Genomic DNA, 17,369 nt, shown 5'->3' with positions numbered 1-17,369 from the left:
GGGGTCGAGCGCCCGCGCGAGCGGCCGCTGCGCCGCCCGCCGGTCGCCGGCCGCCTCGCAGCGGCCGCGGCCCTGCCCGCCCTCGATCCGGAAGCCTGACATGACCGTCGCCAGCACCACCAGCGCCACCGGGGGCGTGACCTCGACCGCCGCCGCCGCCGCCAAGGCGACCAGCTCGGTCGCCTCCTCGATGAACTCGGACACCTTCCTGACGCTGCTCGTGGCGCAGCTCAAGAACCAGGATCCGACCAAGCCGATGGACTCGACGCAGTATGTCGGCGAGCTGGCGACCTTCTCGCAGGTCGAGCAGGCGACGAAGACCAACCAGAAGCTCGATTCGCTGCTCGCCTCGAGCTTCCTCGACCAGGCCGATTCGGTGATCGGCCGCACCCTCACCTCGGCCGACGGCACCGTGACCGGCACCGTCCAGTCGGTGAAGGTGACCGCCGACGGGGTCCAGGCGCGGCTCACCAGCGGCGCCGACGTGCTGCTGACCTCCGGCATCACGATCCAGTAGGATGCCGCGACAGGCCTCCGCGAGCGGTCACCCATGATCGACATCCTATGAACGAGGTCGACGCCCTCGAGCTCGTCCGGGCCGCGATCTGGACCGTCATCGTCGCCGCGGGTCCCGCGGTCGGCGCCGCGATGCTGGTCGGCATCGCGGTGGGGCTGCTGCAGGCGCTGACCCAGATCCAGGAGGTCACCCTGACCTTCGTGCCGAAGATCGTGGTGATCCTGCTCGTCCTCCTCGTCACCGGCACCTTCATCGGCGGCCAGATCTACGCTTTCGCGGAAGCCGCCTACGGGCGCATCGCGACCGGCTTCTAGAGCATTTTCCGACGAACCGGCATCTACCTCGCCGGGAAACGCTTTCGTGCTCGATCGCCCTCCCAACCCTCGCGCAAGCTTGCGGCGGCAAAGGATGCCGTACGGCACTCCGTGCCGCGTGAGCCTTGGCGAAGGGTGGTCGGGACATGGCAGCGGGCGCAGCACTGGCGGTGGAACGCAAGTCGCGGCGGGATTTCGGCTTCGCGGCCGGCATCGTGGCGATCCTGGCGGTGCTGTTCCTGCCGGTGCCAGCGCTGCTCATCGATGTCGGGCTCGCCTTCTCGATCGCCCTGTCGGTGCTGATCCTGATGGTGGCGCTCTGGATCCAGAAGCCGCTCGAATTCTCCGCCTTCCCGACCGTGCTGCTGATCGCGACGCTGTTGCGCCTGGCGCTCGGCATCGCGACGACGCGGCTGATCCTGGCCAACGGCCAGAAGGGCGTGGACGCCGCCGGCCACGTCATCCAGGGCTTCTCGCAGTTCGTGATGAGCGGCGACTTCGTGATCGGGATCGTGGTCTTCCTGATCCTGATCACCGTCAACTTCCTCGTCATCACCAAGGGCGCGACCCGCATCGCGGAAGTGGGCGCCCGCTTCACCCTCGACGCGATCCCCGGCAAGCAGATGGCGATCGACGCCGATCTCAATGCCGGGCTCATCGACGACAAGGAGGCGCAGCGCCGCCGCCGGGAGCTGGAGGAGGAGAGCGCCTTCTTCGGCTCGATGGACGGCGCCTCGAAGTTCGTGCGCGGCGAGGCGGTGGCCTCGCTCATCATCATCGCGGTCAACGTCTTCGGCGGCATCATCATCGGCACGACGCGGCACGGCCTGCCGCTCGGCACCGCCGCCGACATCTTCACCAAGCTCTCGGTCGGCGACGGCCTCGTCTCGCAGATCCCGGCCCTCATCGTCTCGCTCGCCGCCGGCCTGCTCGTCTCGAAGGGCGGCACGCGGGGCACCGCCGAGCAGGCGGTGATCGGCCAGCTCGGCGCCTATCCCCGCGCGCTGCTCGTGGCGGCCGCCATGATGGGCGTGTTCGCGCTCGTGCCGGGCCTGCCCTTCCTGCCCTTCATGGCGTTGAGCGGGCTCCTGTTCTTCATCGCCCGCACCATCCCGCGCCGCCTGCAGGCGCAGGCCGCCGCGACGGAGGCCAAGGCCAAGGCCGAGGAGGCGGTGAGACAGGCCGAGGCGAAGGAGAAGGATTCGGTCAAGGATTCGCTCAAGACCCCGGAGATCGAGCTCAGCCTCGGCCGCCAGGCCGGCTCGCAGATCCAGGCCTCGCAGGCCGAGCTCGGCCACCGGGTCGCCAAGATGCGGCGCAAGTTCGCCCGCCAGTACGGCTTCGTCGTGCCGGACATCAAGGTCTCGGACAACCTGGCGCTGCCGCCCAAGAGCTACCAGATCCTGATCCACGGCACCGTGGCGGCGAGCCAGGAGCTGCGCCCGGGCGAGATGCTGGTGGTGGTCGGCGACGGCCCCCGCCCCGACGTACCGAGCGACGAGGTGCGCGAGCCCGCCTTCGGCATGAAGGCGCTCTGGGTGATGGATTCCTATGCCGGCGAGGTCCGCCGCGGCGGCTTCGAGCCGATCGACGGCGCCTCGGTGCTGCTCACCCACCTCTCCGAGGTGATCCGCAACAACCTGCCGCAATTCCTGTCCTACAAGGACATGCGCGCGCTGCTCGACCGGCTCGACCCCGAGTACAAGCGCCTGCTCGACGAGATCTGCCCGTCGCAGATCTCCTATTCGGGCCTCCAGGCGGTGCTCAAGCTGCTGCTCGCCGAGCGGGTCTCGATCCGCAACCTGCACCTGATCCTGGAGGCCATCGCGGAGATCACCCCGCATGCGCGCCGGGCCGAGCAGATCGCCGAGCACGTCCGGATGCGCATGGCCCAGCAGATCTGCGGCGACCTCGCCGAGAACGGCGTGCTCAGCGTGCTGCGCCTGGGCGCCAGCTGGGACCTGTCGTTCCACCAGAGCCTGAAGCGCGACGCCAAGGGCGAGGTGGTGGAGTTCGACATCGACCCGCGCCTCGTCGAGCAGTTCGGCACCGAGGCCTCCGAGGCGATCCGTGCCCGGATGCGCGAGGCGCACGGCTTCGCCCTCGTCACCGCCCCCGACGCCCGGCCCTACGTGCGGATGATCATCGAGCGGATCTTCCCGACCCTCCCGGTGCTCTCGCACCTCGAGATCGCGCGGGGCGTCGAGATCAAGTCGCTGGGCACGGTCTCGTGACGGGAATCGGGCCGGACAGCTTCCTCGCCGTCTTCCTGATCTTCTGCCGGGTCGGCGGCTGCCTCCTGGTGGTGCCGGGATTCTCCAGCCCCCGGGTGCCCCAGCAGGTGCGCCTCCTCATCGCCGGGGCCGTCTCGCTCGCCATCGCCCCCCTGATCGTGCCGCAATTCGAGCCGCGGCTGGCCGGGCAGGCCCCGGCCCAGACCCTCGCCTGGATCGCCACCGAGACCCTGACCGGGCTGATGATCGGCTTCCTCGGCCGGGTCTTCATCCTGGTGCTGGAGACGGTGATGAACGCGACCTCGACCATGGTGGGGTTCGGCAGCATGCCGGGCACGCCGATCGAGGGCATCGACCCGGTGCCGGCGGTCGAGGCGCTGATCCTGCTGACCGCGACCGCGCTCCTGTTCGCCGCCGACCTGCACTGGGAGCTGTTTCGCGGCCTCGTCGAATCCTACGCCCGCATCCCGCCCGGCGAGGGCGTCGGCAGCCAGATCATGCTGACCCGGATCGTCGACCAGGTCGCCGGCGCCTTCATGCTCGGGCTGCGGATCACCGCCCCCTTCGTCATCTACTCGATCCTGGTCAACCTCGCGGCCGGCTTCGTCAACAAGCTGACGCCGACGATCCCGGTCTACTTCATCGCCACGCCGTTCGTGATGTTCGGCGGGCTCCTGATGCTCTACTTCCTGGCGGGCGAGTTCATGACCCAGTTCCTCCTCGGCTATGCGGCCTGGCTGGTGCGCGGCTGATGGCGGCCGGCGCCGGCGACCGGCTCAAGCGCGCCAAGCGCCTCGTCGCGGTGCAGGAGCAGATGCGCCGGGTAGCGGAGATCGAGCTCGCGGCGACCCGCGAGCGCGCCGCCGCGCTCGAGGCCGACCGGGCGCGGCTGCTCGCCGCCCTGTCCGAGAGCGCCCACGGCCCGATGCTGCTGGAAGCGACCGCCCGGCGCCTTCGCGGGCTCGCCAGCGAGGCCAGTGCCGTCGAGGCCGCTGCCGCCGCCCAGGCCGAGGCGGTGCGCGAGCGCGGGCTCGCCCAGAAGCGCGCCGAGGCGCTGGCCGAGCGCCGGGCCGACGACCACCGCCGCGCGCTCGACAAGCGCGCCGACCTGGAGCGCCTCGACGGCCTGGCCGCCCGGACCGGCGCGGCGCCCGACGCAAGCCTCCCGTAAGCCAGGCGCGGTAACACTCCGTTCACCGAACGAGTCCGGACCCGACTGCCGATGAGCATCTCCCCGCCCTCCGACATCGTGCTCGACGTCGCCCGGGCCGCCGATCCGGCGCGCTTCCAGGAGGCCGCCGCCAAGCTGTCGCAGCCCGGCAGCGCCGGCGCGACCGCCTTCGCGGACGCGGCCCGCGACGTCGGGCTCTCGACCCACATGCCGCTCGACGCCCGCGGCGCCCTCACCGGCCTGCAGAACCAGACCGCGATGTCGGGCGCCGGCAGCGACCCCTACAAGAAGTTCGAGGGGCTGGTGCTGCAGCAATTCGTCGAGGCGATGATGCCGGAGAAGTCCGAGACCGTATACGGCAAGGGCAATGCCGGCGGGATCTGGAAGTCGATGCTGGCCGAGCAGATCGGCACCCAGATCGCCAAGGCCGGCGGCATCGGCATCGCCAAGATGCTGAACGCCGCCCACCCGGGCACCCCCGCGGCCGCCCCGACGGATGCCGCCAACCCGGCGGCCAAGGTCTGACCGCCATGCTGCTCGCTTGCATCAAGCGGCTCGAGGCCGTCGTCGAGGAGGAGACCGAGGCGCTGGAGACCCGCGCGCCCTTGGACCTCGACGGTCTCAACCGCCGCAAGAGCCAGGGCCTCCTGGAACTCACCCGCCTCACCCGCGACCTCGATCCCGCCGCCCTCGACACCACCGAGGCGATCCACCTGGCGCGGCTGCGCGACAAGCTCGCCCGCAACCAGCAGGTCGTCGCCCTGCACCTGCGGGCGCTGGAGGAGATCGACGACACCCTGACCCAGGCCGCGCTCGCCCGCGACTCCGACGGCACCTACAGCGCGCGCACGAGCCTGCGGTCATGAAGATCCTGATCACCGGCCTGTGGATCTGCGCCGTCACCATCGCGTCGTGCTACGGCGCGGTGACCTTCGGCGACGGCATCTTCTCGAAGAAGACCGAGCCCTATCTCGAAGGCCTGCAGTACCAGAAGCTCGCCCCGATCAACATCCCGATGATCGCCGACGGCCGCGTCCAGGGCTACGTCATCGCGGTGCTGGTCTTCACCGCCGACGCCAAGCTGATGCACACCCTGCCGGTGCCGCCCAACGCCTTCGTGGTCGACGAGGCCTTCCGCCAGATCTACGGCGACCCGGCGCTCGATTTCCGCAAGCTGGCGAAGTACGACATCACCAAGCGCCTCTCCGAGGTGCGGGCGAAGGTCAACGAGCGTCTCGGCGGCGACGTGGTCAAGGACGTGCTGGTGGACGAGATCAATTTCGTGGCGAAGCGGGAAGTGCGGTCGTAGAGGCGTATCTCGACTGGAAAAGTCGCATCCCGCCTGCTTCGATCCGGTCGAGGACAGCCCGCGCCTTTTCCTGTCGCCGCACAGCCCTGATGCTTGCAGGAAGCCGGGACAGCACCCGGCTTTTTCTTTTCGTGCCAAGTCATCGGGAAGCGGGGAAACGGAGAAGCGGGCACTTCGACGTCCTCCCCCTACCCCTCCACCACCAGTTCCACCCGGTCCGCCGCGAACAGGCTGCGGGTCGCCTGGATCGGCACGCCCGCCGCGTCGACGTTGACGCTCGACAGCACGATCAGCACCCGCCCGGGCGCGAGGTCGAGGCGGGCGGCCTCGTCGGCGGTGGCCGGGCGGGCGGTGATGCGGGTCGACAGGCGGGTGTAGTCCGCGATGCCGAATGCCGCGTAGGCCCGGGTGAGCGAGCCGAGTGCCGCGTAGGCCGCCGCGAATCCCTCGAAGCGCGGCAGCGGCAGGCAGGTGCGGGCGGTCGAGAGCGGCGTGCCGTCGGCCCGATGGATCGTCAGCAGTTCGAGCATCGGATCCCGAGGCGCGAGGCCCAAGGCCTCGGCGGTCGCCGGGTCGGCCGGGACGGTCTCGGCGGCCAATAGATCGCCCCAGGCCTCGCGGCCGGCCTGGCTGACGATCTCCGAGAAGCGGGTGCGCCGGCCGATCGGGTAGGCAAGCCGCGGCGTCTCCACGAAGGTGCCGCGCCCCTGCGTCGCCCGCACCAGCCCGCGCTCCGCGAGCGCGGCGAGCGCCCGGCGCACGGTATGCCGGTTGACCCCGAACCGGGCCGCCAACGCGGCTTCCGTCGGCAACTGGCTGCCCGCCGCGAGGCGCCCGGCCTCGATATCGGCCGCCACGCCGTCGGCGATCTGGCGCCAGGCCGCCAGCCCCTCCCCCCGTGCCAGCACCGTCACCGCGCCGTCGCCGCCCGCGTCCATACCGTCATCCAAACTTCATTTGCTCCCGGATCGTCGGTTGTCTATACCATTAGACAATCGAGATGCCAGCGGACCCCGCGATGCCCCATCCTAACCCGGCCGACCGCCAGCCCGAAGCGTCCGATCCCGTCGCCCGCCGCGCCGTGATGGCGCTCTGCGGGCAGGCCCGCCCCGAGGAGCTGCACCGGGCGCTGGCGCAGCTCGGCGCGGCCGAAGGGGCCGAAGATCTGCGCCCGCCCGAGACCGGCCTGGTGATGACCCGCGGCCGCATCGGCGGTGACGGGCGGCCGTTCAACCTCGGCGAGGCGACGGTGACCCGGGCGGCGGTGCGCCTGCCCGGCGGCGCGACCGGGTTCGCCTACCATCTCGGCCGCGACCGGGCGAAGGCGCGGCTCGCCGCGACCCTCGACGCCCTGTGGCAGGTCCCTGAGCGGCGCGCGGCGGTGGAGGCGGCGCTCGCGCCCGTCGCGTCCCGCCGGGCGGAGGAACGCACCGCGCAGGCGCGGCGGATCGCGGCGACGCGGGTGAACTTCTTCACCATGGCGAGAGGAGAGGATTGATGCTCGCCCGTGGCTTTGCCGACCCCGTCCACAACGCCCAGCGCGTCTTCCGCGCCGTCATGGATGCGCTCGCGCGTCCCGGCACGATCCAGGCCCTCGCGACTGGCCTCGCGCCCCCGGCGCCGCTGACGCCCGAACTCGCCGCCGTCGCGCTGGCCCTCGCCGATGCCGACGCGCCGCTCTGGCTCGATGCCGGCCTGGCGGAGAGCCCGGCCGTCGCGGAGTTCCTGCGCTTCCATACCGGCGCGCGCATCACCGACGATCCGGCCGAGGCCGCCTTTGCGCTGGTCTCCGATGCCGCCGCCTGCCCGACATTCGACGCCTTCGCGCAGGGCACGCCGGCCTATCCCGACCGCTCCGCCACCCTGGTGCTGGCCGTCTCCGACCTTTCGGATCGCGAGGGCTGGCACCTCGACGGACCGGGCATCCGCGACAGCGCCCGCCTCGCGGCCTCGCCCCTGCCGGCGGACATGCCGGCGCGGCTCGCCCGCAACCATGCCGGCTTCCCGCAAGGGATCGATCTGATCCTGGCGGCGCCCGGCCGGGTCGCCGCGCTGCCGCGCTCCACCCGCGTCCAGGAGGGCTGACCCATGTACGTGGCCGTGAAGGGCGGCGAGGCCGCCATCGCCAACGCGCACCGGCTGCTCGCCGAGACCCGCCGGGGCGACACGAGCGTCCCCGAACTCTCGGTGGCGCAGATCCGCGAGCAGATGGCCTTGCTGGTCGACCGGGTGATGACCGAGGGCTCGCTGCACGATCCCGACCTCGCCGCGCTCGCCCTCAAGCAGGCCCGCGGCGACCTGATCGAGGCGGTTTTTTTGGTGCGGGCCTACCGCACAACCCTGCCCCGCTTCGGCGCCTCCGAGCCGGTCGAGACCGGCGCCATGAGCCTCCGCCGCCGCATCTCCGCCACCTACAAGGACCTGCCCGGCGGCCAGGTGCTCGGGCCGACCTTCGACTACACCCACCGCCTCATCGACTTCGCGCTGGCCGCCGAGGGCGAGGCACCGGTGGCCGCGGAAGCCGAGCCCCTTGCGGATGCCGCCCATGCTCCGCGGGTCACCGACCTTCTGGGCCGGGACGGGCTGATCGAGCCCTCCGCCCCCGACGACGGCACTCCTCCAGGCGACCTCACCCGCGAACCGCTCGACTTCCCGGCCGACCGGGCGCTGCGGCTCCAGGCGCTCGCGCGGGGCGACGAGGGCTTCGTGCTCGCGCTCGGCTACTCGACGCAGCGCGGCTACGGCCGCACCCACCCCTTCGTCGGGGAGATCCGGGTCGGCACGGTCGCGGTCGAATTCGTGCCGGAGGAACTGGGCTTCTCCGTGCCGCTGGGCGAGATCGACCTCACCGAGTGCCAGATGGTCAACCAGTTCCATGGCAGCGCCGAGGTGCCGCCGCAATTCACCCGCGGCTACGGCCTCGCCTTCGGCCAGAGCGAGCGCAAGGCGATGGCGATGGCCCTCGTCGACCGGGCGCTCCGGGCCGAGGAGTTGGGCGAGCCGGTCGGCGCTCCGGCGCAGGACCAGGAATTCGTGCTGGCCCATTGCGACGCGCTCCAGGCCACCGGCTTCGTCGAGCACCTGAAGCTGCCCCACTACGTCGATTTCCAGGCCGAGCTGGAGCTGGTGCGGCGGCTTCGCGCCGAGCACGCCGCCCGGCATGCGGCGCCCAAGGCCGGGACCGAGGCCGAGATGCAGGAGGCCGCGGAATGAACGCCGAGACCGGCTACAACTTCGCCTATCTCGACGAGGGCACCAAGCGGATGATCCGCCGGGCGATCCTCAAGGCGATCGCGATTCCCGGCTACCAGGTGCCCTTCGCCTCCCGCGAGATGCCGATGCCCTACGGCTGGGGCACCGGCGGCGTGCAGGTCACCGCCGCCATCCTGGGCCGGAGCGACGTCCTCAAGGTCATCGACCAGGGCTCGGACGACACGACGAACGCGGTCTCGATCCGGGCCTTCTTCGCGCGCACGGCCGATGTGGCCGTGACCACCCGCACCCGCGAGGCGACCGTGATCCAGACCCGCCATCGCATCCCGGAGGCGCCGCTCCACGAGGCCCAAGTGCTGGTCTACCAGGTGCCGATCCCCGAGCCCCTGCGCTTCCTCGAGCCGCGGGAGACCGAGACGCGCCAGCTCCACGCCTTGGCCGAGTACGGGCTGATGCACGTCAAGCTCTACGAGGACATCGCCCGCCACGGCCACATCGCCACCACCTACGCCTATCCGGTCGAGGTCGCGGGCCGCTACGTCATGGACCCGTCGCCGACGCCGAAATTCGACAACCCGAAGATGGACGATTGCCCGGCGCTCCAGCTCTTCGGCGCCGGCCGCGAGAAGCGGATCTACGCCGTGCCGCCGCATACGCGGGTGCGGAGCCTCGATTTCGAGGACCATCCGTTCCGGGTCCAGACCTTCGACCGGCCGTGCGCGCTCTGCGGGGCGGACGGGGTCTATCTCGACGAGGTGCTGCTCGACGATGCCGGCGGGCGGATGTTCGTCTGCTCCGACACCGACCATTGCGAGGAGCGCCGGGCCGACGGCCATGTCGGGATGGAGGCGGCGCATGCCTGACCCAATCGTCCGCCGGGCGCAAAGACCCGACCTGCCGGCGGTGCTCGGCCTCTACGCCGAACTGAACGCCGGCCGGGTCGCGACCCTGGACCAGGCCGATGCGCTGCTCGCGCGCCTCGACGCCTATCCCGATTACGGGCTCTACGTCGCCGGGGTCGGGGGCCGGATCGTCGGCACCTTCTGCCTCGTCATCCTCGACAACATCGCCCATTGGGGCATGCCCTCCGCGCTGGTCGAGAGCGTGGTGGTCTCATCGAGCGAGCGCGGCAACGGGCTGGGCCGGCGGATGATGCAGGAGGCCGGCCGCCTCGCCGCCGAAAAGGGCTGCTACAAGCTCGCCCTGTCCTCCAACGTCGACGCCAAGCCGGCGCATCGCTTCTACGAGAGCCTCGGCTTTGAGCGCTACGGTTACAGCTTCCGGCTCGATCCGCCCTTTGCGGGCGATGCAGCTCCGTCCTCGAACGGGGAAGCCGCGGGCCTCCCTTCTCCCCGCGGGCGGGGAGAGGCCTTCGCCCCCCTCGTCGGGGGCGAAGGGAGCCGCGAACCGCAGGTTCGCCGCGAGGGTGAGGGGGTGTCTCCGGAAGAAGCTCCGCCGGCACCACCCCCTCACCCTCGCTCCGGCTTCGCCTCCGCTCACTCCGTCGACGACAAGGTCGCCGGAGTCCTCTCCCCGCCCGCGGGGAGAGGGGATGTCCCGCGCCTTTCGCTGTCGGCGAACAGCCACGAGGAGACGACGGCATGAGCGCCCCCCTGCTCCAGGCCCGCGGCCTGACCAAGCATTACGGTGCCCGCCTCGGTTGCGCCGACGTGTCGTTCGATCTCGATCCCGGCGAGGTGCTGGCGATCGTCGGCGAATCCGGCTCCGGCAAGTCGACGCTGCTGTCGCTGATCGCCACCGAGCTTCAGCCCGATTCCGGCCACGTCGCCTACCGGATGCGCGACGGGGTGATGCGCAATCTCGCGGCCCTGAGCGAGGCCGAGCGCCGGGCGCTCATGCGCACCGACTGGGGCTTCGTGCGTCAGGACGCGGCCAAGGGCCTGCGCATGGCGGTCTCGGCCGGCGGCAATGTCGGCGAGCGGCTGATGGGGGCCGGCGCCCGCCATTACGGCCACATCCGCGGCACGGCGCTCGACTGGCTCAACAAGGTCGAGATCGCCGCCGACCGGGTCGACGATCCGCCGACGCGGTTCTCCGGCGGCATGCGCCAGCGGCTCCAGATCGCCCGCAACCTCGTCACCGGGCCGCGCCTGGTGCTGATGGACGAGCCGACCTCCGGCCTCGACGTCTCGGTCCAGGCCCGCCTCCTCGACCTGATCCGCGGGCTCGTCGCGGAACTCGGCCTCGCGGTCGTCATCGTCACCCACGACCTCGCGGTCGCCCGGCTGCTGTCGCACCGGGTGATGGTGATGCGGGCCGGCCGGGTGATCGAGACCGGGCTCACCGACCAGGTGCTCGACGATCCGGCCGAGCCCTACACCCAGCTCCTCGTCTCCTCGGTGCTCGCCGCATGAATCCGGCTCTCGAATTCCGCGATGTCGCCAAGACGTTCACGCTCCACCTGCGCGGCGGCGTGCAGCTGCCGGTGATGGGTGGCGCCGACCTCGCCGTCCATCCGGGCGAGTGCGTGGTGCTCGGCGGGCCCTCGGGGGCGGGCAAGTCGTCGCTCCTCAAGATGGCCTACGGCAACTACCGCTGCGACCGTGGGCAGATCCTGGTGCGCGACGGCGACACCGTCACCGACGTCGCCTCCGCGTCGCCCCGCGAGATCCTGTCCTTGCGCCGCCGCACCATCTCCTACGTGTCGCAGTTCCTCCGGGTGATCCCGCGGGTCGGCACCCGCGAGGTGGTGGCCGCGGCCGGGCGCGAGGGCGGCATGGCGGCGGAGGTCGCCCTCGCCCGCGCCGAGGAGCTCCTGTCCCGCCTCAACCTGCCCGAGCGCCTGTGGGACCTGCCGCCGGCGACCTTTTCCGGCGGCGAGCAGCAGCGGGTCAACATCGCCCGCGGGCTGATCGCCGAGCGGCCGATCCTTCTCCTCGACGAGCCCACCGCCTCCCTCGACGCGCAGAACCGCGCCGTGGTGGTGGAGCTGATCCGCGCCCGACAGGCGGCCGGCGCGGCCCTGCTCGGCATCTTCCACGACACCGACGTCCGCGAGGCGGTGGCGACCCGGGTGGTCGACGTCACCGCCTTCGCCCAGAAGCGCGCCGCCTAAGCAGACTTGCGCTGGCAGGCCAACGCTTCGTCCGCTCAAGTCATTGTTGTGCCGCAGATTTTTGTCGCAAAACCGGTGACCACTTTTGCGAGATCTGCTTAGATCAAGGGGACCTCCATGCAAGACCGGATCCTCGAGAACGCCACCCTGGTGCTGCCCGACCGGGTGCAGCACGGCTGGCTCGCCGTGGTCGACGGCCGCATCGCCGAGATCGGTGAGGGCCGCGCGCCCGAGCGCGGCCTCGACCTCCAGGGCGACCATCTCATCCCGGGCCTCGTCGAGCTGCACACCGACCACCTCGAGAGCCACTACGCGCCCCGCCCCAAGGTGCGCTGGCACCCGCTCGGCGCCGTGCTCGCCTACGATGCGCAGATCGCGGCCTCCGGCATCACCACGGTGTTCGATTCGCTGCGCGCCGGCAGCGACCCGGACGGCAGCGGGCTCGGCCCCGAGCTGATGCAGCTCGCCGGCGCGATCGAGACCGCGAAGGGCGCCGACCTCTTCCGCGCCGACCACCGGACGCACCTGCGCTGCGAGATCCCGTCCGCCGACCTGATGGAGACGGTGCGGGACTTCACGGCGCGCTACCCCGTCGGGCTGATCTCGCTGATGGATCACACCCCCGGCCAGCGCCAGTTCCGCGACATCGACAAGTACTACACCTACGCCACCCGCGGCGGCCGCTCGCTCTCCGAGATCCAGGCCAACACCGCCCTGAAGATCCGCGACGGACGGGCCTTCAACGCGATCAACCGCCCGGCCCTCGTCGATCTCGCCCGGGAGCGGGGCATCGCGCTCGCCAGCCACGACGACACCACGCTGGCCGACGTCGCCATGGCGCGGGACGAGGGCGTGCGGCTCGCCGAGTTCCCCACCACCGTGGACGCGGCGCGGGCGGCGCATGAGGCCGGCATCACCGTGATGATGGGCGCGCCGAACCTGATCCGCGGCGGCTCGCATTCCGGCAACGTCGCGGCGGAAGACCTCGCCCGGGAAGGCCTGCTCGACGTGCTCTCCTCAGACTACGTGCCGGCGAGCCTGCTGATGGCGGCCTTCGGCCTGCCCGAGCGGGTCGGCGTCATCGCCCTGCCGGAGGCGATCGCCACGGTCACCGCCAACCCGGCCCGGGCCACCGGCCTGACCGACCGCGGCGCCATCGCCCGGGGCCTGCGGGCCGACCTCGTGCGGGTGCGCCCCGCCGCGGGCGTGCCGGTGGCGCGCCAGGTCTGGCGCCAGGGCGTGCGGGTCGCGTGATGGCGGGCGGCGGCTTCGTTCTCGTCGTCGGCCCGAGCGGGGCCGGCAAGGACACCCTCCTGCGGCTCGCCCGCGCGGTTCTGGCCGACGAGCCCCGCTTCGTCTTCCCGCGCCGCCTCGTCACCCGTCCGCCCTCGGAGCACGAGGACAACGACACGATCGACGAGGACGCGTTCCGCGAGGGCGAGGCGGCGGGCCGCTTCGCCCTGTCCTGGCGTGCCCACAACCTCGGCTACGCGCTGCCGGGGGAGACCGCGATCCTCGCCCGCGACGGGCACGTGGTGACCTGCAACGTCTCGCGCCGGGTGGTGGGCGAGGCGCGCCGGCGCCTGCCCGGCGTCAGCGTGGTCGAGGTGACGGCGCCGCCCGACGTGCTGGCCGCCCGCCTCGCCGCCCGCGGCCGGCGCGAGGACGGCGACCTCGGCGCCCGGCTCGCCCGCTCGGCCTCGGTCGTCGCCGACCTCGTGGTGGTGAACGACGGCGCCCCGGAGGCCGGGGCGGCGCGGCTCGTCGCGCATCTGCGAGCCCGCTGACGCGCCGTTCGCGCGCTCCGTCTACGGCAAGGCCTAGGCGAAACCTTTCGCCTCGGCCATGATTTCCGTTCGACCCCTGACATCGAACGGGTCGAACGGGAGATCAGGACCGCCGTGATGAGCGAACCGCGCGAGACCGAGCTGAAGCTGGATGTCGAGGCCTCCGACCTCGCCCGGCTGCGGGAGCACCCGCTGCTCGCCGGAGACTGGACCGAGACCGAGCTGACCTCGGTCTATTACGACACGCCGGATAGCCGCCTGCGCGAGGCCGGCTACACCCTGCGGGTGCGCCGGGACGGCGACCGCCACCTCCAGACCGTGAAGGCGCGGGGCTCCGCCGCCGCCGGCCTGTTCGACCGGCCGGAATGGGAGACCACCGTCGCCGGCCCGCACCCCGACCCCGCCGCCTTCGCCGGCACCCCGCTCGCCGACCTCCTCGGCGGCGCGGAGGATCTCGCCCCCCTCTACACGTCCAGCGTCACCCGCTTCCTGCGCCGCCTCGCCGATACCGGGCCGGCCGGCAGCCGCATCGAGGTCGCCCTCGACCAGGGCCGGCTCGTCACCCCCGACGACCGGGTCTCGCCGGTCAGCGAGATCGAGCTCGAGCTGACCGGCGGCGCGCCCGCCGCCCTGTTCGACCTCGCCCGGGCGCTCGCCGCCGACGTGCCGCTGCGCCTCGGCGTGCTGAGCAAGTTCGAGCGCGGCGACGCGCTGATCCGCGACCGCCTCGGCCGCGCCGCGAAGGCCGAGCCGGTGGCGCTCGAGCCCGGCATGAGCGCCTCCGCGGCGTTCCGGGCCGTGGCCTACGCCTGCCTGCGCCAGATGCGTCTCAACGAGACCGTGCTGCTCGGCGGCCGCGACGTCGAGGCCCTGCACCAGCTGCGGGTGTCCCTGCGTCGCCTGCGCTCGGCCTTCTCGCTGTTCGGCGCCGTGATCGAGGACCGGCGCATGCCGGGGATCAAGGCCGAGCTGAAGCGCCTGAGCGAGCCCTTCGGCCACGCCCGCAACCTCGACGTCTATCTCGGCAAGACCCTGCCACGCGAGCGCGAGCGGCGCCCGGACGAGGGCGGCCTCCTGATCCTGGAGCGCCACCTCGAGACCGAGCGCGAGGCGGCACACGCCGTCGTGCGCGGCGTGCTGGAGAGCCGCGAGTGGCGCGACTTCCTCCTCGACCTCGTCGCCTGGATCGAGACCGGGCCCTGGCTCGGCCCCGACAACCCGAACGCCGCGCTCCGCGACGGCCCGGCCCGGGCCTTCGCCACCGAGGAGCTGGAGCGCCGCCGCCGCCAGGTGAAGAAGCGCGGCCGCCACCTCGCCGACCTGGATCCGGAGGAGCGCCACCGGGTGCGGATCGCCGCCAAGAAGCTGCGCTACGGCGCCGAGTTCTTCGCCGCGCTCTATGCCGGCAAGGGAGCGGGCGGGGGAACTGGCAAGGGAACTGGCAAGGGTTCTGCCAGGAAGGCGGCCAAGCGCCACGCGGCCTTCGTCGAGGCCCTGGCCGACCTCCAGGACCATCTCGGCGACCTCAACGACATCGCCACCGCCCACACCCTCGCCCAGGACCTCGCCCGGGGTGCGCCGGCGGGCGCGGTCTTCGCCGCCGGGCTCACCACCGCCGACACCGAGGCGCGCACCCGGCATCTGCTCGCCGAGGCCGCCAAGGCCCACGAGGCCCTGGTCGACGTGCGCCCGTTCTGGCGCTGACGCCGGCCCTCGCGGTTGTCAGGCGCGCGACCCCCGCGCCGTCAGGCGCGAGATCCCTGCGCCGTCAGGCGCGAGATCCCTGCGCCGTCAGGCGCGGGGCATCAGGGCGTAGAGGGTGATCGCGGCGGCGTTCGAGACGTTGAGGCTCTGGATCGCGCCCCGGAACGGAATCCGGGCCATCACGTCGCAGCATTCGCGGGTGCGCTGGCGCAGCCCCTTGCCCTCGGCCCCGAGCACCACGACGAGCGGCGTCTTCGGCCCGACCGCGTCCAGTGTCTCGGGCGCCTCGGAATCGAGCCCGACCCGTGTGAAGCCGCGCTCGCCGAGCTCGATCAGCGCCTCGGCGAGGTTGCGCACCACCACGAACGGGACATGCTCGAGCCCGCCCGAGGCGGACTTGGCGAGGACGCCGGTGACGGTGGGCGAGTGCCGGGCGGTCGTCACGATGGCGGTGACGCCGAACGCCGCCGCCGTGCGCACGATGGCGCCGACATTGTGCGGATCGGTGATCTGGTCGAGGGCGAGCAGCACCGCGTCGGCGGGCAGCGTGTCGAAGGCCGGGCCCTCCAGCGGCTCGGCCTCGAGGTAGAGGCCCTGGTGCACCGCGTCCGGCCCGAGCAGCCCGGTGATGGTGCCGGGCTTGACGATCTCGGGCACGATGCGCAGCTCGCCCACCTCCTCGGTCAGGCGCACCATCGCGTTCTCGGTGGCGAGCAGCTTGATCAGCACGCGCCTGGGGTTGCGCAGTGCCTCAGAGACCGGATGCCAGCCATACAGCAGGGCCGGCCCGTCCGGATCGTCGCCGCCGGGCCGCCCGCCCGCCCCACCCCGGGCCGGCCCCCGGTTGAAGCCGCCCTTGCCGAAACTCCCCTTGCTGACCCCGCCCCTGCCCGAGCCACCCTTGCCCGGCCCACCCTTCCAACCGCCCCCACGCGGCGCCTGCCTCGTCGTCATCCTGCGTCCCGCCCGCGTTCAAGGCCCATATCCGCGGCCGACAAGACCGAGCCCTCGGCCCCCGTCAAGCCCATCAATCCGGTTGCCCTGCCGACCGAACCCCACTATAGCTCCCCTCGCCCCGCACGGCGCCCTTCGTCTAGCGGTCTAGGACGTCGCCCTTTCACGGCGAAAACACGGGTTCGAGTCCCGTAGGGCGCGCCAGGGGCTGTTTTCATTGGCTTTTTGCTGTTTTTCGGACTCCCCCTAGGGGGCGTTAGGACCGGTTTTTAGGACCGGTCAGGCGAGTCCCAATGGACAACCGTCTCGATCGTCAGCCCGCGGCGTCCGCAGGCCCAGCAAGAATGCCTCCAGCGACAGAAGCATGAGCGTTGCGGCATCCCGCCACGCGCCGATCATCGTCCCGGCGACGATCGCGTCCACCATCCCCACCAACGTCCGGCCGAGCATCAGGCGCGCTCCGCCGACGTTCCCCCTGGTGATCCCGGCAGGCGCTATGGCGACGGGGCGAGGGTTCGGGGGCTCCTCCCGGGTGACGATGATGCCGACGATCTTGCGGCCCCCCCCGATATGATCGTCGCCCCGAGCGGTCGGCGCCAATCACCGGCTCCATGATCGGCGTGGCGCTCGACGTCGACGATCAGCCAGATGCGCCCCGGCGGCGGGAGGTCCGATATTAGGATCGTCGGGCAGGACGATCCGGAGAGCGTTGTCACGATCGTGGCCGGGACGATCAGGGGACGCTCGATGATCATCGTCCCGGCGACGATTGAGTCTCCAACGTCCGGCCGAGCGCCCGGCGCGCTTAGCCGACGTTATCCCTTGCGGTCTCGGGAGAGGCTTCGCTCGACGCCCGCCAACATTGCAGCGATGATTCTGATCGCATTCGGCTCGATCGTCCAACGCTCGGACGTTCCAAGGTCATACGCTCGTCGCTGTGATCATGATGCTGTTGATGTGGCTGTGGTCAGCCCCCATCGGAGTGGTCCGCGCTGAAGTATGGCTTTGAGCCGACGGAGGACGGACGCGATGGGAACGAAGAAGCACAAACCGGAAGAGGTCGTGGCCAAGCTGCGGCAGGTGGACGTGC

Annotated in this window: 22 protein-coding genes and 1 tRNA gene; 19 read left to right on the top strand and 4 right to left on the bottom strand. The window is 71.7% G+C overall.

The features are described 5' to 3' along the window. A partial coding sequence (locus HPY23_RS33885) for a hypothetical protein (RefSeq protein WP_338101095.1) occupies positions 1–204 on the bottom strand: 204 nt, incomplete at its 3' end. Between HPY23_RS33885 and flgD the strand changes: the two genes are divergently transcribed. From flgD to HPY23_RS17650, 8 genes are all read left to right on the top strand, one after another. Beyond that, positions 137–517, top strand: coding sequence for a flagellar hook assembly protein FlgD (gene flgD / locus HPY23_RS17685; RefSeq protein ID WP_329618817.1), 381 nt, complete (start codon positions 137–139; stop codon positions 515–517). The genes HPY23_RS33885 and flgD overlap by 68 nt on opposite strands. 47 nt (positions 518–564) lie before the next feature. Continuing rightward, positions 565–831, top strand: a complete 267-nt coding sequence (gene fliQ, locus HPY23_RS17680; RefSeq protein WP_060846118.1) for a flagellar biosynthesis protein FliQ — start codon at positions 565–567, stop codon at positions 829–831. A 146-nt stretch (positions 832–977) separates the two neighbouring features. Continuing rightward, a complete protein-coding gene (gene flhA, locus HPY23_RS17675; protein WP_091889581.1) occupies positions 978–3,065 on the top strand; it encodes a flagellar biosynthesis protein FlhA in 2,088 nt (695 codons plus the stop codon). Then, positions 3,062–3,817 (top strand): flagellar biosynthesis protein FliR, encoded by a 756-nt coding sequence (gene fliR, locus HPY23_RS17670; protein WP_244537667.1) that lies wholly within the window; start codon positions 3,062–3,064, stop codon positions 3,815–3,817. The genes flhA and fliR overlap by 4 nt, the downstream gene beginning before the upstream one ends. Beyond that, entirely contained in the window at positions 3,817–4,236 is a 420-nt protein-coding gene (locus HPY23_RS17665) for a hypothetical protein (RefSeq protein WP_091889579.1), read from the top strand. Before fliR ends, HPY23_RS17665 begins: the two co-directional genes overlap by 1 nt. A gap of 51 nt (positions 4,237–4,287) precedes the next feature. Then, positions 4,288–4,761 carry a rod-binding protein gene (locus tag HPY23_RS17660; protein ID WP_060846122.1) on the top strand — a complete coding sequence of 158 codons (474 nt, stop codon included), beginning with the start codon at positions 4,288–4,290 and terminating at the stop codon, positions 4,759–4,761. A gap of 5 nt (positions 4,762–4,766) precedes the next feature. Next, the gene (locus HPY23_RS17655) at positions 4,767–5,102 is read left to right on the top strand and encodes a hypothetical protein (RefSeq protein WP_060846123.1); all 336 of its coding nucleotides are present in this window, start codon (positions 4,767–4,769) and stop codon (positions 5,100–5,102) included. Next, positions 5,099–5,545 (top strand): hypothetical protein, encoded by a 447-nt coding sequence (locus tag HPY23_RS17650; RefSeq protein ID WP_091889577.1) that lies wholly within the window; start codon positions 5,099–5,101, stop codon positions 5,543–5,545. Before HPY23_RS17655 ends, HPY23_RS17650 begins: the two co-directional genes overlap by 4 nt. Before the next feature lie 188 nt (positions 5,546–5,733). Here HPY23_RS17650 and phnF read toward each other — a convergent pair whose 3' ends face one another. After that, positions 5,734–6,483, bottom strand: coding sequence for a phosphonate metabolism transcriptional regulator PhnF (gene phnF / locus HPY23_RS17645; RefSeq protein ID WP_091889575.1), 750 nt, complete (start codon positions 6,481–6,483; stop codon positions 5,734–5,736). A 146-nt stretch (positions 6,484–6,629) separates the two neighbouring features. Here phnF and phnG point away from each other — a divergent pair, with 146 nt between their 5' ends. The 10 genes from phnG (at position 6,630) to HPY23_RS17595 (ending at position 15,325) form a co-directional block, all read left to right on the top strand. Then, positions 6,630–7,043: a phosphonate C-P lyase system protein PhnG gene (gene phnG / locus HPY23_RS17640; RefSeq protein WP_060849232.1), complete on the top strand. Its 414-nt coding sequence runs from the start codon at positions 6,630–6,632 to the stop codon at positions 7,041–7,043. Then, positions 7,043–7,630 carry a phosphonate C-P lyase system protein PhnH gene (gene phnH / locus HPY23_RS17635; protein ID WP_091889573.1) on the top strand — a complete coding sequence of 196 codons (588 nt, stop codon included), beginning with the start codon at positions 7,043–7,045 and terminating at the stop codon, positions 7,628–7,630. The genes phnG and phnH overlap by 1 nt, the downstream gene beginning before the upstream one ends. Before the next feature lie 3 nt (positions 7,631–7,633). Further along, positions 7,634–8,758 carry a carbon-phosphorus lyase complex subunit gene (locus tag HPY23_RS17630; protein ID WP_091889571.1) on the top strand — a complete coding sequence of 375 codons (1,125 nt, stop codon included), beginning with the start codon at positions 7,634–7,636 and terminating at the stop codon, positions 8,756–8,758. Then, a complete protein-coding gene (locus tag HPY23_RS17625; RefSeq protein WP_091889569.1) occupies positions 8,755–9,621 on the top strand; it encodes an alpha-D-ribose 1-methylphosphonate 5-phosphate C-P-lyase PhnJ in 867 nt (288 codons plus the stop codon). Before HPY23_RS17630 ends, HPY23_RS17625 begins: the two co-directional genes overlap by 4 nt. After that, positions 9,614–10,363 carry a GNAT family N-acetyltransferase gene (locus HPY23_RS33185; RefSeq protein ID WP_236017689.1) on the top strand — a complete coding sequence of 250 codons (750 nt, stop codon included), beginning with the start codon at positions 9,614–9,616 and terminating at the stop codon, positions 10,361–10,363. The genes HPY23_RS17625 and HPY23_RS33185 overlap by 8 nt, the downstream gene beginning before the upstream one ends. Then, on the top strand, positions 10,360–11,133 hold the full coding sequence (phnK, locus tag HPY23_RS17615) for a phosphonate C-P lyase system protein PhnK (protein ID WP_091889567.1): 774 nt from the start codon (positions 10,360–10,362) through the stop codon (positions 11,131–11,133). The genes HPY23_RS33185 and phnK overlap by 4 nt, the downstream gene beginning before the upstream one ends. Continuing rightward, on the top strand, positions 11,130–11,834 hold the full coding sequence (gene phnL, locus HPY23_RS17610; RefSeq protein WP_091889565.1) for a phosphonate C-P lyase system protein PhnL: 705 nt from the start codon (positions 11,130–11,132) through the stop codon (positions 11,832–11,834). The genes phnK and phnL overlap by 4 nt, the downstream gene beginning before the upstream one ends. A 117-nt stretch (positions 11,835–11,951) precedes the next feature. Beyond that, complete coding sequence (locus HPY23_RS17605; protein WP_091889563.1) at positions 11,952–13,088, top strand: alpha-D-ribose 1-methylphosphonate 5-triphosphate diphosphatase; 1,137 nt, start codon at positions 11,952–11,954, stop codon at positions 13,086–13,088. Beyond that, positions 13,088–13,621 (top strand): phosphonate metabolism protein/1,5-bisphosphokinase (PRPP-forming) PhnN, encoded by a 534-nt coding sequence (phnN, locus tag HPY23_RS17600; protein ID WP_091889561.1) that lies wholly within the window; start codon positions 13,088–13,090, stop codon positions 13,619–13,621. The genes HPY23_RS17605 and phnN overlap by 1 nt, the downstream gene beginning before the upstream one ends. 117 nt (positions 13,622–13,738) lie before the next feature. Then, positions 13,739–15,325: a CYTH and CHAD domain-containing protein gene (locus HPY23_RS17595; RefSeq protein ID WP_091889559.1), complete on the top strand. Its 1,587-nt coding sequence runs from the start codon at positions 13,739–13,741 to the stop codon at positions 15,323–15,325. Between the two features lie 87 nt (positions 15,326–15,412). Here the strand turns inward: HPY23_RS17595 and rlmB are convergent, their stop codons facing one another. Continuing rightward, the gene (gene rlmB / locus HPY23_RS17590; protein WP_091889557.1) at positions 15,413–16,279 is read right to left on the bottom strand and encodes a 23S rRNA (guanosine(2251)-2'-O)-methyltransferase RlmB; all 867 of its coding nucleotides are present in this window, start codon (positions 16,277–16,279) and stop codon (positions 15,413–15,415) included. A 128-nt stretch (positions 16,280–16,407) separates the two neighbouring features. On the opposite strand from rlmB, the gene HPY23_RS17585 reads away from it, so the two are divergent. Then, positions 16,408–16,483: transfer RNA gene (locus tag HPY23_RS17585), tRNA-Glu, on the top strand. A gap of 75 nt (positions 16,484–16,558) precedes the next feature. Here HPY23_RS17585 and HPY23_RS17580 read toward each other — a convergent pair. After that, positions 16,559–16,879, bottom strand: a complete 321-nt coding sequence (locus HPY23_RS17580; protein WP_091889555.1) for a hypothetical protein — start codon at positions 16,877–16,879, stop codon at positions 16,559–16,561. Between the last annotated feature and the right edge of the window lie 490 nt (positions 16,880–17,369).

Origin of the sequence: Methylobacterium ajmalii, assembly GCF_016613415.1 — a bacterium.
GTDB lineage: Bacteria > Pseudomonadota > Alphaproteobacteria > Rhizobiales > Beijerinckiaceae > Methylobacterium > Methylobacterium ajmalii.
Note: the sequence above shows the minus strand (reverse complement) of the source record. Positions and strands in the feature narration are given on the sequence as shown.

Excerpts from the sequence above, each read along its gene's own strand:
- phnH (WP_091889573.1), top strand. The coding sequence starts at position 7,043 with ATGCTCGCCCGTGGCTTTGCCGACCCCGTCCACAACGCCCAGCGCGTC.
- HPY23_RS33185 (WP_236017689.1), top strand. The coding sequence starts at position 9,614 with ATGCCTGACCCAATCGTCCGCCGGGCGCAAAGACCCGACCTGCCGGCG.
- HPY23_RS17595 (WP_091889559.1), top strand. The coding sequence starts at position 13,739 with ATGAGCGAACCGCGCGAGACCGAGCTGAAGCTGGATGTCGAGGCCTCC.
- phnG (WP_060849232.1), top strand. The coding sequence starts at position 6,630 with ATGGCGCTCTGCGGGCAGGCCCGCCCCGAGGAGCTGCACCGGGCGCTG.
- HPY23_RS17650 (WP_091889577.1), top strand. The coding sequence starts at position 5,099 with ATGAAGATCCTGATCACCGGCCTGTGGATCTGCGCCGTCACCATCGCG.
- HPY23_RS17625 (WP_091889569.1), top strand. The coding sequence starts at position 8,755 with ATGAACGCCGAGACCGGCTACAACTTCGCCTATCTCGACGAGGGCACC.
- HPY23_RS17655 (WP_060846123.1), top strand. The coding sequence starts at position 4,767 with ATGCTGCTCGCTTGCATCAAGCGGCTCGAGGCCGTCGTCGAGGAGGAG.
- phnN (WP_091889561.1), top strand. The coding sequence starts at position 13,088 with ATGGCGGGCGGCGGCTTCGTTCTCGTCGTCGGCCCGAGCGGGGCCGGC.
- HPY23_RS17605 (WP_091889563.1), top strand. The coding sequence starts at position 11,952 with ATGCAAGACCGGATCCTCGAGAACGCCACCCTGGTGCTGCCCGACCGG.
- fliQ (WP_060846118.1), top strand. The coding sequence starts at position 565 with ATGAACGAGGTCGACGCCCTCGAGCTCGTCCGGGCCGCGATCTGGACC.
- HPY23_RS17630 (WP_091889571.1), top strand. The coding sequence starts at position 7,634 with ATGTACGTGGCCGTGAAGGGCGGCGAGGCCGCCATCGCCAACGCGCAC.
- HPY23_RS17660 (WP_060846122.1), top strand. The coding sequence starts at position 4,288 with ATGAGCATCTCCCCGCCCTCCGACATCGTGCTCGACGTCGCCCGGGCC.
- phnL (WP_091889565.1), top strand. The coding sequence starts at position 11,130 with ATGAATCCGGCTCTCGAATTCCGCGATGTCGCCAAGACGTTCACGCTC.
- phnF (WP_091889575.1), bottom strand. The coding sequence starts at position 6,483 with ATGGACGCGGGCGGCGACGGCGCGGTGACGGTGCTGGCACGGGGGGAG.
- phnK (WP_091889567.1), top strand. The coding sequence starts at position 10,360 with ATGAGCGCCCCCCTGCTCCAGGCCCGCGGCCTGACCAAGCATTACGGT.
- rlmB (WP_091889557.1), bottom strand. The coding sequence starts at position 16,279 with ATGACGACGAGGCAGGCGCCGCGTGGGGGCGGTTGGAAGGGTGGGCCG.
- HPY23_RS17665 (WP_091889579.1), top strand. The coding sequence starts at position 3,817 with ATGGCGGCCGGCGCCGGCGACCGGCTCAAGCGCGCCAAGCGCCTCGTC.
- flhA (WP_091889581.1), top strand. The coding sequence starts at position 978 with ATGGCAGCGGGCGCAGCACTGGCGGTGGAACGCAAGTCGCGGCGGGAT.